This window comes from Neisseria sp. P0001.S005, assembly GCF_051963715.1.
In genome coordinates, this window is record NZ_JBQCTZ010000014.1 from 1 (window position 1) to 16,005 (window position 16,005).

The window sequence follows — 16,005 nt, forward strand, 5'->3', positions numbered from 1 at the left end:
TATAAAGCAGGCTAAAGAGGGAACAACCCACCCTAAACCGATATTGTAAAACGGCAATGCGCGCTCGATGGCAGCAGTGGTGTCAGCATTAAATCCAAACGCGGCCTTATAGGCGTCGAATAAACCGACCACAAGGGCCGCCATCATGGTGCAGAAATAGACAATACGGCCGCCGCCAAACAATTTATCCGTCAAAGCCAGCAGAATGATGACGATGGTCAGCGGATACAACAGCATCAACATAGGGATGGAAAACTGCAAAATCGCTGACAGACCTTTGTTGGCCAACAGGATAGACACCACCGTATTCAGTATCACAAAGGTTTTATAAGAAATGCCCGGGCAGAGACGATTGAAATATTCGGCGCATGAAGTAATCAAGCCAACCGCCGTACTCAGACAGGCAAGCAGCACCATGACACCAAGCAACACAATACCGGCCGTACCGAAATAGTGCTGTGCAGTTTTAGACAAAACCGACGCGCCGTTTTCCTGCAAGCCGATACCGGCCACACCTGTCGCGCCCATATAACCGATAAACAGGTAAACCACTGCCAAACAAGAAGCCGCCAACACACCGGAAATCGTCGTGGTCTTCAGCAAGTCCGCGCGGTTGTCCACGCCCATGGCGCGAACGGCATCGATGACGATAATGGCAAACACCAGCGAAGCCAGCGCATCCATGGTGCCGTAGCCTTCCAAAATGCCTTTAATCAACGGATGAGTGGCAAAATCACCTTGCGCCGCCTGCGGCACGCCCATCGGATTAATGGCGGCATAGCCGACCAATATCGCAATTGACAGCAACAAAACAGGCGTGAGGATTTTACCGATACGGTCAACCAGCTTCCCCGGAGAAATTGACAGCCAATAAGTCATGCCGAAAAACACCAGGCTGAATACGGCCAATGCGATGTTTTTCCAAGATTCACCAATGAAAGGGGAAATCGCGGTTTCAAAAGACACTGTCGCCGTACGCGGCATGGCAAACAGAGGGCCGATTGCCAAATAAAGCGCCGTGGCAAAAGTCACGCCGTACCAAGGCGCAACACGGGAAGCCAGTGCCTCCACATCACGCGAGCCGGAATAACCGACGGCAATCACACCCAACAATGGCAAACCCGCCCCTGTCAGCAAAAAGCCAAACATGGCCGAAAGCCATTTTTCACCGGCCTGCTGTCCCAAAAAAGCAGGAAAAATCAGGTTCCCCGCCCCAAAAAACAGGGCAAACAACATTAAGCCCACCGCCCATAAAGAAGCTTTGTTATGACTTGTCGTCGAATCCATTTTAGTTCTCTTTATTCAAATTCTCGTTATCGGTTTCATCGGCTTCAAGGCCGTCTGAAAGCATTTCAGCTTCGTTTGTTTCCAAACCGTCTTTCAGGCTGATTTCGATTTCACCATAATTTTCAGGCTGCACGATACGCACCAAGCCTTCTTTAGCCAATTCCAGCAATGCAATAAAATTGACCACCACATATGTCGCGCCCTGCTCCGGCTTAAATAAATCGCTAAACTTGCTGATACCACTTTCGTTCAAGCGACGCAAAATCGCCGTCATCTGCGCGCGCACGGAAATGGTTTCCCGCACCACTTCATGACTGCGCGTATGCTTGGCACGCGACAAAATACCCAACCAAGCCTGCGTTAAATCGGCAACGTACACTTCCGGCAACTTCGCTTCGACCGCGATTTCCAGCGGCAAATACGCCCAAGCAAAATCACGTCCGGCACGCGGCAACGCATCCAAGCCCTGAGCCGCCAGTTTCATCTGTTCGTAAGCCAATAGACGGCGCACCAACTCGGCACGCGGATCCGCCTCTTCATCCTCAACCTCTTCAGGACGCGGCAGAAGCAGGCGCGATTTAATTTCAATCAACATCGCCGCCATCAGCAAGTATTCTGCCGCTAAATCAAACTGATACGCTTCCATTTGGGCAATATAGTGCAGATACTGCTCGGTAATCTTCACCATCGGAATATCAAGGACATCGATATTCTGCTTGCGGATGAGGTACAGCAACAAATCCAACGGCCCTTGGAAGCTGCTCAATACCACCTTCAGCGCATCGGGCGGAATAAACAAATCCTGCGGCACATCAGTAACAGGCTGACCGAACACCCACGCAACGGTATGTTCAGACGGCGTTGCAGCAGTGGAAGAAATAAGGTGTTCTGAAGGCATGGTTAAAGGGTCTTTTTCTTTTTAAGTTTAGTAAGAAGTTTCATCAACAAAAGGCCGTCTGAAACAAGGACGACCCGTTTTTAATATAAAAATCAGAGTTTTTTACGATTGATTTGCAGAGAAACAATGGCGACGGCAAAGGTCTGAGCCAAGGCCATACCCAACAGCGGCAGACTGGCGAAAACTGTACCCGCCAGTACCGAGCCAACATCTCGGGACAACACAAAACCATCCCTCGCAAGCATCGCCACTATCAAAGCCAACAGCAGCAAACTTTCGCAGCCGACCAAAAACCAAATCATTTTAACCGAACGGAGTTTGCGCCATTTCATAATACCGGCGTGCAACAGGCTGAATATCACGACGGACAGAAACGGATAAAGAAAAGTGGTGAATGGGCGGTCATAACCGCTTTGCACACACAAATAATCGCCCGGCAGCGTATCGCATTCCATCACATCAAGAAACATCGGATCGACAGCATACATCAATACGCCGAACCATACCGCATAAATCAGACTGGCAATAAAATAGGCTTTGAAAAATCGGCTCTTAACCATCTTCCTCTACCCCTCACTTCCGCCCCGCGATATGCTCCACCGCCGCCTGCGCACAATACAGCCCAAACGAAGCCGTCACCAGCATACTCGCGCCGTAGCCCGCACAGGACAAACCTTGCGGCGCGACATCGGTCGAACACGCTTCGCCGGATTGCGGCGGCGTAATATTCTCGGTTGAATAAACGCAAGGCACGCGCATTTTTTCTTTGGTATCGCGGCTGAAGCCGTAGCGTTTACGCAAGGTGTAGCGCAAGTTGGAAAGCAGCGGATCGTGGGTAACGCGGCTCAAATCGGCGGTTTGGATTAAAGCCGGATTTTTCTGTCCGCCCGCGCCGCCGCTGATAATAAACGGTTGTTTGTGTTGCACAAAATAAGCCGCCATCGCCGCTTTGACACGGATTTGGTCGATGGCGTCGATCACGAAGTCAAAAGGCCGTCTGAAAAGCTCGTCCAGATTGTCTTCGGTAACAAAATCTTCGATTTCCGTCACTTCGCATTGCGGATTGATTTGGGCGATGCGTTCGCGCAAAGCGGTAACTTTTGCCTTACCGAAATCATCGGTCAAAGCGTGCAACTGGCGGTTGACATTCGACTCGGCAACGTTGTCCAAATCAATCAGCGTTAAACGACCGATACCGCTCCTCGCCAAAGCCTCCACCGCCCACGAGCCGACACCTCCGACGCCGACCACGCACACATGCGCACGCGAAAAGCGCGCCAGTGCTTCGTCTCCGTAAAGTCTGGCAATGCCGCCAAAGCGGCGCGAAGAAAGAAAAGCGGCATCCTGCATAAGTAACCTTGTGATATATCAATAAATTAATGAAAAACGCCACAGGCGAATCGGACTGACATTATACTTGAAAGCAGATGGGCTGTTGTACCCGCCCGAAAGAGTTTATAATCGTTTCACATTCAGACAAGTTCTGATTTCATATTAAACGAAAGTGCCGCTACTCGGCGCAAAAGGAGAATAAATATGTACAAACATCTGGTTGTAGCCGTTGACGGTAGCGAGACTTCCCTCAATGCATTGAAACACGCCGCCGAACTGGCAAGCCTCAACAAAGCCCAACTGACTTTGGTTCACGTTGCCAACCCTGCCGAATACATGGCTTTGGCTCCTGAATTCCTGCAACACGAAAGCTATGAAGCCGCCGCAGTGGCTCAAGGTAACGAAGTTTTGGATTTCGCAGAAAAAACAGCGCGTGAAAACGGCGTTGAAAACATCGTGAAACACCTGTTGGTTGCCAACAAAGGCACGCGTGAAATGGCGCAAGACTTGGTTGACTACGCCGACAACAACGGCGCAGACCTGTTGGTACTCGGCACACACGGCCGCACCGGCCTGATGCACCTGCTGATGGGCAGCTTCGCCGAAACCGTAATGCGTCAAAGCCACCTGCCTCTGCTGATTATCCGCAGCAAAGCTGAAGAAGCATAATCAAGCATTTATTTAACATAGCGAAAGGCCGTCTGAATATTTTTCAGACGGCCTTTTTTCATTTCACATTACAGCTTCAGCTTTTATTTCGCCATTTCTTTGAACACTTCGTGTGCCACAGCAATGGTTTCGTCAATCAGCTCAGGCGTATGCGCGGCGGAAACAAAACCGGCTTCGTAAGCTGACGGGCCGAATGCGACATTGCGGTCGAGCATACCGTGGAAGAAATGTTTGAAACCGTCGATATTGGAACGCGCCATGTCGGCATAGTTTTGCGGCGTATGGCTGGCAAAATACAAACCAAACATGCCGCCCACGCTGTCCGCCGTAAATTCAACGCCATGTGCTTTAGCCGCATCGGCAATACCGTTGGCGAGGCGTTGGGTCAGGGCAGTCAGGTTTTCATAGAAGCCTTCGCGCTGAATGATTTCCAGCGTTTTCAAACCGGCGGCGACGGCAATCGGGTTGCCGGACAATGTACCTGCCTGATATACGCCGCCCAACGGGGAAATGCATTCCATAATATCTTTACGGCCGCCGAACGCCGCCAAAGGCATACCGCCGCCAATCACTTTGCCCATGGTGGTCAAATCAGGTTTGATGCCGTGCAAAGATTGCGCGCCGCCCAGCGCCACGCGGAAGCCGGTCATCACTTCGTCGTAAATCAACACGGCACCGTGTTTTTCAGTCAATTCGCGCAAGGCTTTGACAAAGGCTTCAGACGGCCTAACCAGATTCATATTACCGACAAAAGGCTCCAAAATCACACAGGCGATGTCATTGCCGCTTTGGGCAAAGGCTTCTTCCAGTTGGGCGATATTGTTGTATTCGAGTACCAAAGTATGTTTGGTAAAGTCGGCAGGCACACCGGCGGAAGAAGGATTGCCAAACGTCAGCAGACCGCTGCCTGCTTTCACCAACAGGCTGTCGGAATGTCCGTGGTAACAGCCTTCAAATTTGATGATTTTGTCGCGGCCGGTAAAACCGCGTGCCAAACGAATGGCGGTCATCGTTGCTTCTGTACCGGAGCTGACAAGGCGCAGCTGCTCGACAGACGGCATGATTTTGGCGATTTCTTCGGCGATGACGATTTCGCCTTCAGTTGGCGCACCAAACGACAAACCGCCCAATGCTGCTTCGCGCAAGGCTTCAATGACTTCAGGATGGGCATGGCCGACAATCGCAGGGCCCCAAGAGCCGACATAGTCGGTATAACGCGTGCCATTTTCGTCCCAAACATACGCGCCTTCTGCCTTTTTGATGAAGCGCGGCACGCCGCCGACGCTGCCGAATGCGCGTACAGGAGAGTTCACGCCGCCGGGAATAATGGCTTTAGCGCGGTTGAACAAGCTTTCATTACGGTTCATGGTCAATTCTTTCGTAAGAGGTCGTCTGAAAATCGAATCGGTGCCATTTTAACACCAAATCCTTTTCAGACGGCCCAAGCTTCAAAATAAGAATCGGGCGCAAAATCAAAATTATTCTTTAAAAACAAACACTCTATCCACATTTTTCCTGCTTGTGCTATAATCCGCGACCTATTGAAACAATAAAAGAAAAGCATCATGTTACGCGGATTCATACTCAGCCTCGCCCTTTTGTCGTCCTCCTTCGTCCATGCACAACGCAGCCTGCCTGACGATATGGATGTAGCCGTTTTAAAGACTGTCGATTTGCCTTATCTGAAAGTCAGCAAAGGCGGTTTTTCTTGGACGCGCCTGCTGACCTTGGGTATTGTAGACGGCAATGCGGCCAAACTGCAAATCACCCGCTTCACTAAAATTCACGATGAAAACGACCGTTTCATTCCGATGGGCCGCCTGCTGAATCAAACCGGCAAAGCCGTTGCGTTCAAATACAACGAAGAAAGCCGCCTCGTCCGCGAAATCTGGATTTTGACCGACGCCGAAGCCGACAGGTTCATCGAACACGCTAAAAAGCAGAAAAAGGCGGAAGAATAATTTTTCAGACGGCCCGAGTATTTCACAGGCCGTCTGAACCCTTTTACAACAAGCAAATCAATCAAAACAAACCATGAAAAAAGTATTTATCCGCACCTTCGGGTGCCAAATGAACGAGTACGACAGCGAAAAAATGCTGTCCGTCCTCGCCGAAGAACACGGCGGCATCGAACAGGTTACCCAACCTGACGACGCCGACATCATCTTGTTCAACACCTGCTCCGTGCGTGAAAAAGCGCAAGAAAAAGTCTTCTCCGACTTGGGCCGCGTACGTCCGCTCAAAGAAAAAAATCCCGACCTCATCATCGGCGTTGCCGGCTGCGTTGCCTCTCAAGAAGGCGAAAACATCGTCAAACGCGCTCCGTATGTGGACGTGGTTTTCGGTCCGCAAACGCTGCACCGCCTACCCAAACTCATCGTCGACAAAGAAACCACCGGCCTCTCGCAAATCGATATTTCCTTCCCTGAAATCGAGAAATTCGACCACCTTCCGCCTGCGCGCGTAGAAGGCGGCTCGGCTTTCATTTCCATTATGGAAGGCTGTTCCAAATACTGCTCTTACTGCGTCGTCCCTTATACCCGCGGCGAAGAATTCTCCCGCCCGCTCAACGACGTATTGACTGAGATTGCAGGCTTGGCGCAACAAGGTGTTAAAGAAATCAATCTCTTAGGCCAAAACGTCAATGCCTATCGCGGAGAAATGGAAAACGGCGAAATCTGCGACTTTGCCACTTTGTTGCGCATTGTCCACGAAATCCCCGGCATCGAACGCCTGCGCTTTACCACCAGCCATCCGCGCGAATTTACCGACGCGATTATCGAGTGCTACCGCGACCTGCCGAAGCTGGTTTCCCATCTGCACCTGCCGATTCAAAGTGGTTCCGACCGCGTATTGAGCGCGATGAAACGCGGCTACACCGCCTTGGAATACAAATCCATCATCCGCAAACTGCGTGCCATCCGTCCTGATTTGTGCCTCAGCTCCGACTTTATCGTCGGCTTCCCGGGCGAGACCGAGCGCGAGTTCGAGCAAACCTTGAAACTGGTCAAAGACATCGCCTTCGACTTGAGCTTCGTCTTTATTTACAGTCCGCGCCCTGGCACGCCTGCCGCCAACTTGCACGATGACACGCCTCATGAAGAAAAAGTGCGCCGCCTCGAAGCTTTGAACGAAGTCATCGAAGCCGAAACCGCGCGCATCAACCAAACCATGATCGGCACGGTTCAACGCTGCTTGGTTGAAGGTATCTCCAAAAAAGACCCTGACCAACTGCAAGCCCGTACCGCCAACAACCGCGTGGTCAACTTTACCGGTACACCCGACATGATCAACCAAATGATCGATTTGGAAATCACCGAAGCCTACACCTTCTCCCTGAAAGGCAAACCGGTATAAGTACACACAAACAAAGGCCGTCTGAAACTGTTCAGACGGCCTTTATCTTGGCTCGGCTCAGTATCATCTGATTCATTTTTATTACCCGAACAAAAGGCTTTTCAGTATAATACCGCCCGAAAATTCCCTTATCTGTTGAGAAGTTAAGGCTAAAATCCGAGCTTCCGGCAGTTAAACCCGATGATGCCGTCCTTAAACGGCTTTCCCCCAAAGGAATATCTCGAATGAGTTCTTCAAATCAAAGCGTTTTGGAAAGATTGTTCAACCTCAACGCCAATCAGACCAACGTCCGCACGGAAATTATGGCCGGTGTGACAACCTTCCTCGCCATGTGCTACATCATCATCGTCAATCCCCTGATTTTGGGCGAAACCGGCATGGATATGGGCGCAGTATTTGTGGCTACCTGTATCGCCTCCGCCATCGGCTGTTTCGTGATGGGCTTTGTCGGCAACTACCCGATCGCCCTTGCTCCGGGCATGGGTTTGAACGCCTACTTTACCTTTGCCGTCGTCAAAGGCATGGGCGTGGACTGGCGTGTGGCTTTGGGTGCCGTTTTCATTTCAGGCATTATTTTCATCCTGTTCAGCTTCTTTAAAGTGCGCGAAATGCTGGTCAACGCCCTGCCTATGGGCTTGAAAATGTCGATTGCCGCAGGCATCGGCCTCTTCTTGGCATTGATTGCGCTCAAAGGCGCAGGCGTGATTGTGGCCAATCCTGCCACATTGGTCGGTTTGGGCGACATCCACCAGCCTACCGCCCTGCTGGCAATGGCAGGCTTTGTCATGGTGGTTGCACTTGGCCACTTCCGCGTTAAAGGCTCCATCATCATTACCATTCTGACACTGACCGCCATCTCCACCATCTTGGGCTTGAGCGAGTTCAAAGGCGTGGTCGGCGAAGTTCCGAGCATTGCGCCAACCTTCATGCAGATGGACTTCAAAGGCTTGTTCACCGTCAGCATGGTCAGCGTGATTTTTGTATTCTTCCTGGTTGACCTGTTTGACTCTACCGGCACATTGGTCGGCGTTTCCCACCGCGCAGGCCTGTTGCAAGACGGCAAACTGCCGCGTTTGAAACGCGCCCTGCTTGCCGACTCTACCGCCATTATCGCCGGCGCTGCCTTGGGTACTTCTTCCACTACCCCTTACGTTGAAAGCGCGGCAGGCGTTTCTGCCGGCGGCCGCACCGGCCTGACTGCCGTTACTGTCGGCGTACTGATGCTGGCCTGTCTGATTTTCTCCCCGCTGGTTCAAAGCATTCCTGCATTCGCTACCGCACCCGCCCTGCTCTATGTTGGCGCACAAATGTTGCGCAGCGCGCGCGAAATCGATTGGGACGACATGACCGAAGCCGCACCGGCATTCCTGACCATTGTCTTCATGCCGTTTACCTACTCGATTGCCGACGGTATTGCGTTCGGCTTTATCAGCTACGCACTCATCAAACTCTTGTGCAACCGCACCCAAGACGTACCGCCTATGGTATGGATTGTCGCCGTGTTGTGGGCATTGAAATTCTGGTTCTTAGGTTAAACCACTCAAAAGAAAAGGCCGTCTGAAAACTTTTCAGACGGCCTGTTTTATTTTATCCAGCGTTTAAAGCTGTCGGTAAAAAATTATTTTTTCACTTTTTTAGCAGCTGGTTTAGCGGCAGCTTTCGCGCCTTTGTCCAATGCGCAGAAGCGGGTAACGATTTGATCAACCACTTCTTGTTTGCCGTTTACTTCGGTAGTACCGCGGATAGTCAGCATGTTGCCGTCAACTTTGTCTACGTTGGCTGCAGTGGCTGCTTCAGCAACCCAAGCAACATTACCGCCCCAAAATGCGTTTACATCTTTGCTGCTGTCAGTGATACGGAACAGGTTTTCAGTTAATTGACCTTTGTATTTTACTTGGGCGGCAACAACTTCGTTGCCTTTGAAGCCGTACATTACGCTCAGAGGTTCTTTGCCGTCTTTACCGCATTTGTAGTGAACTTCTTTAGTACCGTCGATAGAGTCTACTTTCAAAGTATTAGGTACTGGAGCTTGAGCTTGTTGAGCTTGGGCTTGAGTTTGTTGTTGCGCAGTAGGCGCAGCTTTGGTTTCAGGTTTGGCTTTAGAACCGCTGCTACATGCAGTCAGGGCAACAGCCGCCAAAACGGTAGGAACGATTAATTTAACATTCATATTCATAATTGACTCCCAAATGGTTTCAATAAAAACCGGCAAATGCCGTGACATTTACACATTAACAGAGATATTCCGTCTTGTCTTTATCTCAGACGGCATTTTTCAAGAAAAGTTCAAATAAATATTTTTATTTTCTGAAATCAAGAAATTATAAATATGAAATCATGTAAATTCAGGTTTGGGAATTTTTAAGATGAATACTGTTGTCAATAAATTGGGTTTTGACAATGGTAAAATGAGATTGAAAAGCGCATATAGACAACAAAAAGCCTGAGCAATTTATTTTACACACTTCTGCCTTTGGATTTACTGAGCGTTTCAGACGGCCATAAAACATACACAGCAAATACAATAAAAAAACGCAATCCGAAACAGATTGCGTTTTTTTGAAAACTGGCACGCCCACGGGGAATCGAACCCCGGTTACCGCCGTGAAAGGGCGATGTCCTAACCGCTAGACGATGGGCGCAGATAAATCTTGTGGCGCACCCGGAGCGATTCGAACGCCCGACCCTCTGGTTCGTAGCCAGATACTCTATCCAACTGAGCTACGGGTGCATCCTTATCACTTCGCTAGTGCGTTGTGAATCAAGAAGACCGAATAATATAGGCTTTGCCGAAACCTGTCTACTCTTTTCGCAGATATTTTTTATATTTTCAATTAACTGATTGAAATTAAAAAATATAAAATTAACGTAAAATCCCTACTCCTGACAAATCCTGCGCCATTTTAGCGGCGGAGTTATCGGTCATACCGCCGACAAAATCCAAAATTTTCATATAGGCCTGATACAGACTGTCTTCAGGAAGAATCGGATTGTGCTTTTTCAATAATTCCAACGCCAAAGACTGACGTGTTGCCAGCTGTTTTTCAGCAATCAGGGCATACGCGGCAGGGACGAGTAAATCTAAGATAGATCCTAAACATGGGAATGTAGCAATTTCGGTCAAGAGCTTGGTGTGATGGCGGAAAATCCGTGTTTGCGCCAAATCTTTTGCTTTTGCCAAAGTGTTTTGCACTTGCGGGCTACACAACGCAAGCAAGTCTTTGCCTTTGAATGTTCCGTCCAACAAATCGGACTGATGCAGCATAAAGGTTTGCGCGACATCATCAATCGCCTTGCCGATCGCAATGCCGCGTAACATGGCGCAACGCTGACGGCTGGAGCTGGCGTGCCATGCACTTTCGGCAAAGGTCAGCTCGGACAAAATACTTTCCACTTCCGTATCCGTGAGCAAATCCAATTCGACGGCATCTTCCAAGTCCAGCAAGGCATAGCAAATATCGTCGGCAGCCTCCATCAAATAAGACAAAGGATGGCGCGCCCAGCTGTCTACTCCTGCGGAAACCAGCCCCAATTCGTCGGCAACTTGACGGATAAACGGCAACTCGGTTTGATAAATATTGAATTTCTTTCTGCCGTTCGGATGTTGCGTTGTCCACGGATACTTCAGCAATGCGCCGATGGCTGCCGCAGTCAGGCGCATTCCGCCCGCCTCCGGATACATTTCAAGGCTGGCAACGATACGCAGGCTATGCGCATTGCCTTCATAAGTTTGAATATCATTGCGTTCCGCTTCGTTTAATGTGTTCAGATAAATTTGATGTTCAGGCCGTCTGAACCAATCGCGCAAAGCATCTTCGCCGGTATGGCCAAACGGCGGATTGCCCAAATCATGCGCCAAACAGGCAACCTGCACCACGGCACCAATATCGCTGGGCGTATTGCCCTGCGGCAGAAAACCGCCGTTGTGCAACATCACGCCCACGCGGTTACCCAAGCTCCTGCCCACGCTGGCAACTTCAACGCTGTGCGTCAGACGGTTGTGCGTCAAGTCATGTTGCGCCAGCGGATGCACTTGCGTTTTACGGCCAAGGCGACGGAAGGCTCCGGAGAAAACAACCCGGTCGTAGTCGATGTGAAAATCCGTACGCAAAGCATCGGCACCTTCCTGCGTCGAAGGGGTAACGGTCGGCACGATTTCGCCGTTTTTGGTACGGAAGCGTTGGGTGGACAATAAGTTTTGCCAATTCATTCGGATGGTCATAAAGGTTCCTCAAGCAAAGTAAAGGCCGTCTGAAACATATTCAGACGGCCTTATGCTTATTTACCGCGCATCAATTCAAAGAAATCGTCGTTATTTTTAGAGTCTTTGAGTTTACCCACCAAAAACTCGGTTGCTTCGATTTCGTCCATAGGATGCAAGAATTTGCGCAAGAGCCACATACGTTGCAACTGATCGTTCGGCACCAGCAATTCTTCGCGGCGCGTACCGGATTTATTGATGCTGATGGCCGGAAACAGGCGTTTTTCTGCCATGCGGCGGTCAAGGTGCAATTCCATATTACCCGTGCCTTTGAACTCTTCGTAAATCACATCGTCCATGCGGCTGCCGGTTTCAACAAGTGCCGTCGCAATAATGGTAAGCGAACCGCCCTCTTCCACATTACGCGCTGCGCCGAAAAAGCGTTTCGGACGGTGCAAAGCGTTGGCATCGACACCGCCGGTCAGAATTTTGCCCGAAGTCGGCACAACGGTATTGTAGGCGCGTGCCAAACGGGTAATCGAATCCAGCAGAATCACCACGTCTTTTTTGTGTTCGACCATGCGTTTGGCTTTTTCAATCACCATCTCGGCCACTTGTACATGGCGTTGCGCAGGCTCGTCAAACGTAGAGGAAACCACTTCGCCGCGTACAGAACGGCTCATTTCGGTCACTTCTTCCGGACGCTCGTCAATCAACAGGACAATCAGCTCAACATCGGGATAATTGGCGGTAATGGCATGAGCAATGTTTTGCAACATCACGGTTTTACCGGTTTTAGGCGGCGCAACCAACAATGCACGTTGGCCTTTACCAATTGGGGAAACCAAGTCGATGGCGCGGCCGGTCAGATTTTCTTCGGCTTTGATGTCGCGCTCAAGCTTGAATTGTTCGGTTGGAAATAAAGGCGTGAGGTTTTCAAAGAGGATTTTGTGTTTGCAGACTTCGGGCTGATCGCCGTTGATGGTATCGAGGCGGACAAGCGCGAAATAACGCTCGTTGTCTTTAGGCACGCGCACGCTGCCTTCGATGGTGTCGCCGGTGTGCAGATTGAAGCGGCGGATTTGCGTTGGCGAAACATAAATATCGTCAGGGCCGGCAAGGTAAGAAGTATCTGCGCTGCGCAAGAAACCGAAGCCGTCGGGCAGGATTTCGAGTGTACCGGAGCAGGTGAAGCTGACATTCTGCTTCATCATCTGGCGGACGATGGCAAAAACGAGGTCTTGTTTGCGGAAACGGTTGGCGTTTTCAATGCCATGTTCTTCTGCCATTTCCAAGAGTTTGGAAATGTGGAGGGTTTGGAGTTCTGAAACGTGCATAGTATTGATATATTTTGAATGGTATCAGAGAGATGGCACAAAGGCCGTCTGAAAGTATGAAATCGTGCCGCAGGATACGGTAGATTTTTGAGAAAGTTGAATTTTAGGCAGTTGGAGGCAGGGTGTCAAATTTTTAAATCGAACACTAAGGCCGTAACTTAGTCTTATTCTTCAATAAGATTACGGCTGGAAGTAACGTGGCAACCGCAATCTTATTATCAAAAATCCGAGTATTTGCCCAACTTCAGATGGCCTTCTGCCCGTACCGCATCAGCGTCATGCCGCCGACTGCCGCTGCACAACCTGCAACCAGCGAAATATGCAAAGGTTCGCCCAAAAACCACGCCGAAGACAGCACACCGAAAATCGGCACAAGCGTAATATACGCCGCCGCGCTGCCTGCGCCCAAAGTCTTCACGCCTTCAAAATACCACGCGTAAGCCAATACCGTCGCGCCGATGACCAGCCACGCCAAGGCCGTCCAGCCGCGCCCATCCATTGCCGCTATCGCCTCAAACGGCAATCCGTCCGTCCACAACGCCACCGCCGACAACATCAACGCGCCGATGAACGAAGTTGCCGTCGTTACCGTCAGCGCATCTATCCCGCGCAAAACCGCGCGACCGATTAAGGTATAAGCCGCCCAACAGACCACGCAGCCGAAAATCAGCCACTCCCCCGCCTTGATGCCGCCCGATAACACTGTCAACGGCTGCCCTTGCGTTACCACCATAATGGCACCACAGACCGCCAGCAGCATGCCCGCCAAAATCTTCGCATTTAAACGCTCGCCGAAAAACCAAGTCGCCAACAGCAGCGTCAATACCGGATTCACTGCCACAACCACCGCCGCCTTGCCTGCCGGCATAGTCTGCAAACCCAGCATAAAAAACACCGCATAGCCGCATACTCCGACGGAAGCGGCTGCAGTCAAGCCCAGCCATTGCCGCGCCGACAAAGCCGCCAAAGTCGCAAACCTGCTGCGCGCAAACAACCAGCCCAACAACAAAACCGAAGCCAGTACAAACCGAACCGCCCCGCCCGTCAGCGGCGGCAGCGACTGCCCCAGCATCCGCCCCATCGGCCAAGACGCGCCCCACAACACCGCCATTCCCAGCAGTTTCAAATGTACGGAATAACGTTCCATCTCAATCCTTTATCAACAAAGGCCGTCTGAAAACCGAATTTCAAGTTTTCAGACGACCTTCCAATATCGCTGTTGCAAACAGATTACTTGGGCTGCCAAGAATCTTTCAGCGTAACCGTGCGGTTGAACACGGGCTGCTCGGGGCTGTGGTCTTTGCGGTCGGTCACAAAATAGCCCAGACGCTCAAACTGCCAACGGCTTTCGGCGGGCAGGTTTTTGGCTGCGGGTTCGGCGTAGGCGGTGATTTCTTTGACGGACTCGGGGTTGAGGAAATCGGTAAACGGCAGGTATTCGCCGTCTTCGCCGCGCACGGCATCGGGACGCTCGACGGTAAAGAGGCGGTCGTACAGGCGGACTTTGATTTCTGCTGCGTGTTCGGCAGACACCCAGTGAATCACGCCTTTGACTTTGCGGCCTTCTGGATTTTTGCCCAAGGTATCGTGGTCGATGCTGCATTTGAGTTCAACCACATTGCCTGCCTCGTCTTTTACTACTTCATCGCATTTGATGACATAGCCGTGGCGCAAACGCACTTCGCCGCCGGGAATCAGGCGTTTGAAACCTTTAGGCGGATTTTCGGCAAAGTCGTCAGCTTCGATGTAGATGGTTTGTGAAATAGGTACTTCGCGATCGCCCATTTCTTCGTGGTTCGGATGGAACGCGGCGCGGCGGCTTTGGGTTTTGCCTGCTTCAAAGTTGGTCAGCGTGACTTTGAGCGGGTTCAAAACCGCCATCAGGCGTGGAGCAGAGTTTTCCAGCTCTTCGCGAATCGCGCCTTCCAACACGCTCATGTCGACGATGTTTTCAGATTTGGAAATACCGGCGCGTTTGGCAAACAGGCGCAGACCTTCGGGCGTGTAACCACGGCGGCGCATACCAGAAATGGTCGGCATACGCGGATCATCCCAGCCTGCAACGTGGCCGTCTGAAACCAGTTGGTTCAGCTTGCGTTTGGACGTGATGGAATACAGAAGCTCCAAACGGGAAAATTCGTATTGGCGCGGGCGGGTGACGTGCGGCGCGGGGATGTTGTCCAACACCCAGTCGTACAGCGGGCGGTGGGCTTCAAATTCGAGCGTACACAAGGAATGCGTGATGCCTTCGATGGCATCGGAAATGCAATGCGTGTAGTCGTACATCGGGTAGATGCACCATTTGTCGCCGGTGTTGTGGTGATGGGCGCGGCGGATGCGGTAGATGACGGGGTCGCGCATATTGATGTTGCCTGAAGCCATGTCGATTTTCAGGCGCAGGGTTTTGCTGCCGTCGGGGAACTCGCCGTTTTTCATGCGTGTGAACAGGTCGAGGTTTTCTTCGACGCTGCGGTCGCGGTAAGGACTGTTTTTACCCGCTTCGGTCAATGTGCCGCGGTATTCGCGCATTTCTTCGGGCGTCAAATCATCGACATACGCTTTGCCATCTTTGATCAAACCGACGGCGTAGTCGTAAAGCTGGTCGAAATAATTGGAAGCGAAACGCGGCTCACCCGCCCAATGGAAACCCAACCACTCGACGTCTTCTTTGATGGCGTTGACGTATTCGTCGTTTTCTTTTTCAGGATTGGTATCGTCGAAACGCAGGTTGCACAAGCCGTCGTAAATATATGCCAAACCGAAGTTCAGGCAGATGGATTTGGCGTGACCGATGTGCAAATAGCCATTCGGCTCGGGCGGGAAACGGGTTTGGATGGCTGTATGTTTACCGCTTTTGAGGTCTTCTTCGATAATGGTGCGGATGAAATGGTTGTCCGCGAATTGGTCTTTATTCAACATAATAT

General features: G+C 51.0%; 14 protein-coding genes and 2 tRNA genes. 4 read left to right on the forward strand and 12 right to left on the reverse strand.

Annotated elements, in window-relative coordinates:
- From brnQ to ACTHSP_RS03520, 4 genes are all read right to left on the reverse strand, one after another.
- Nucleotides 1–1,287, reverse strand: a 1,287-nt coding sequence (gene brnQ / locus ACTHSP_RS03505; protein ID WP_440345641.1) for a branched-chain amino acid transport system II carrier protein, incomplete at its 3' end; no start/stop codon positions are given.
- 1 nt (nucleotide 1,288) lies between these two features.
- Complete coding sequence (locus ACTHSP_RS03510; RefSeq protein ID WP_003684326.1) at nucleotides 1,289–2,185, reverse strand: segregation and condensation protein A; 897 nt, start codon at nucleotides 2,183–2,185, stop codon at nucleotides 1,289–1,291.
- 92 nt (nucleotides 2,186–2,277) lie between these two features.
- Nucleotides 2,278–2,745, reverse strand: coding sequence for a hypothetical protein (locus tag ACTHSP_RS03515; RefSeq protein ID WP_049329026.1), 468 nt, complete (start codon nucleotides 2,743–2,745; stop codon nucleotides 2,278–2,280).
- A gap of 13 nt (nucleotides 2,746–2,758) precedes the next feature.
- The gene (locus tag ACTHSP_RS03520) at nucleotides 2,759–3,535 is read right to left on the reverse strand and encodes a tRNA threonylcarbamoyladenosine dehydratase (protein ID WP_049352528.1); all 777 of its coding nucleotides are present in this window, start codon (nucleotides 3,533–3,535) and stop codon (nucleotides 2,759–2,761) included.
- A 186-nt stretch (nucleotides 3,536–3,721) separates the two neighbouring features.
- On the opposite strand from ACTHSP_RS03520, the gene ACTHSP_RS03525 reads away from it, so the two are divergent.
- The gene (locus ACTHSP_RS03525) at nucleotides 3,722–4,186 is read left to right on the forward strand and encodes a universal stress protein (protein ID WP_440345642.1); all 465 of its coding nucleotides are present in this window, start codon (nucleotides 3,722–3,724) and stop codon (nucleotides 4,184–4,186) included.
- An 83-nt stretch (nucleotides 4,187–4,269) separates the two neighbouring features.
- On the opposite strand, the gene hemL is transcribed toward ACTHSP_RS03525, so the two are convergent.
- Nucleotides 4,270–5,553, reverse strand: coding sequence for a glutamate-1-semialdehyde 2,1-aminomutase (gene hemL, locus ACTHSP_RS03530; protein ID WP_049352527.1), 1,284 nt, complete (start codon nucleotides 5,551–5,553; stop codon nucleotides 4,270–4,272).
- 198 nt (nucleotides 5,554–5,751) lie between these two features.
- Between hemL and ACTHSP_RS03535 the strand changes: the two genes are divergently transcribed.
- The 3 genes from ACTHSP_RS03535 (at nucleotide 5,752) to ACTHSP_RS03545 (ending at nucleotide 9,078) form a co-directional block, all read left to right on the forward strand.
- Nucleotides 5,752–6,147, forward strand: a complete 396-nt coding sequence (locus ACTHSP_RS03535) for a hypothetical protein (protein WP_049352525.1) — start codon at nucleotides 5,752–5,754, stop codon at nucleotides 6,145–6,147.
- A gap of 73 nt (nucleotides 6,148–6,220) precedes the next feature.
- The gene (gene miaB, locus ACTHSP_RS03540; protein ID WP_003684389.1) at nucleotides 6,221–7,543 is read left to right on the forward strand and encodes a tRNA (N6-isopentenyl adenosine(37)-C2)-methylthiotransferase MiaB; all 1,323 of its coding nucleotides are present in this window, start codon (nucleotides 6,221–6,223) and stop codon (nucleotides 7,541–7,543) included.
- A gap of 224 nt (nucleotides 7,544–7,767) precedes the next feature.
- Nucleotides 7,768–9,078, forward strand: a complete 1,311-nt coding sequence (locus tag ACTHSP_RS03545; protein ID WP_049352523.1) for an NCS2 family permease — start codon at nucleotides 7,768–7,770, stop codon at nucleotides 9,076–9,078.
- An 83-nt stretch (nucleotides 9,079–9,161) separates the two neighbouring features.
- Here ACTHSP_RS03545 and ACTHSP_RS03550 read toward each other — a convergent pair whose 3' ends face one another.
- The 7 genes from ACTHSP_RS03550 to ACTHSP_RS03580 all read right to left on the reverse strand — a co-directional run bounded on the left by ACTHSP_RS03550 (nucleotide 9,162) and on the right by ACTHSP_RS03580 (nucleotide 16,000).
- A complete protein-coding gene (locus ACTHSP_RS03550) occupies nucleotides 9,162–9,719 on the reverse strand; it encodes a hypothetical protein (RefSeq protein ID WP_049352577.1) in 558 nt (185 codons plus the stop codon).
- Between the two features lie 391 nt (nucleotides 9,720–10,110).
- Nucleotides 10,111–10,185 (reverse strand) — tRNA-Glu (locus ACTHSP_RS03555).
- Between the two features lie 12 nt (nucleotides 10,186–10,197).
- Nucleotides 10,198–10,274, reverse strand: a tRNA-Arg gene (locus tag ACTHSP_RS03560).
- A 132-nt stretch (nucleotides 10,275–10,406) separates the two neighbouring features.
- Nucleotides 10,407–11,765 carry a deoxyguanosinetriphosphate triphosphohydrolase gene (locus ACTHSP_RS03565; protein ID WP_049352068.1) on the reverse strand — a complete coding sequence of 453 codons (1,359 nt, stop codon included), beginning with the start codon at nucleotides 11,763–11,765 and terminating at the stop codon, nucleotides 10,407–10,409.
- Nucleotides 11,766–11,821: 56 nt separating this feature from the next.
- On the reverse strand, nucleotides 11,822–13,081 hold the full coding sequence (gene rho / locus ACTHSP_RS03570; protein WP_003680905.1) for a transcription termination factor Rho: 1,260 nt from the start codon (nucleotides 13,079–13,081) through the stop codon (nucleotides 11,822–11,824).
- 244 nt (nucleotides 13,082–13,325) lie between these two features.
- Nucleotides 13,326–14,228: a DMT family transporter gene (locus ACTHSP_RS03575; protein ID WP_440345643.1), complete on the reverse strand. Its 903-nt coding sequence runs from the start codon at nucleotides 14,226–14,228 to the stop codon at nucleotides 13,326–13,328.
- Between the two features lie 83 nt (nucleotides 14,229–14,311).
- A complete protein-coding gene (locus ACTHSP_RS03580; protein ID WP_440345644.1) occupies nucleotides 14,312–16,000 on the reverse strand; it encodes a glutamine--tRNA ligase/YqeY domain fusion protein in 1,689 nt (562 codons plus the stop codon).
- Nucleotides 16,001–16,005: the final 5 nt, after the last annotated feature.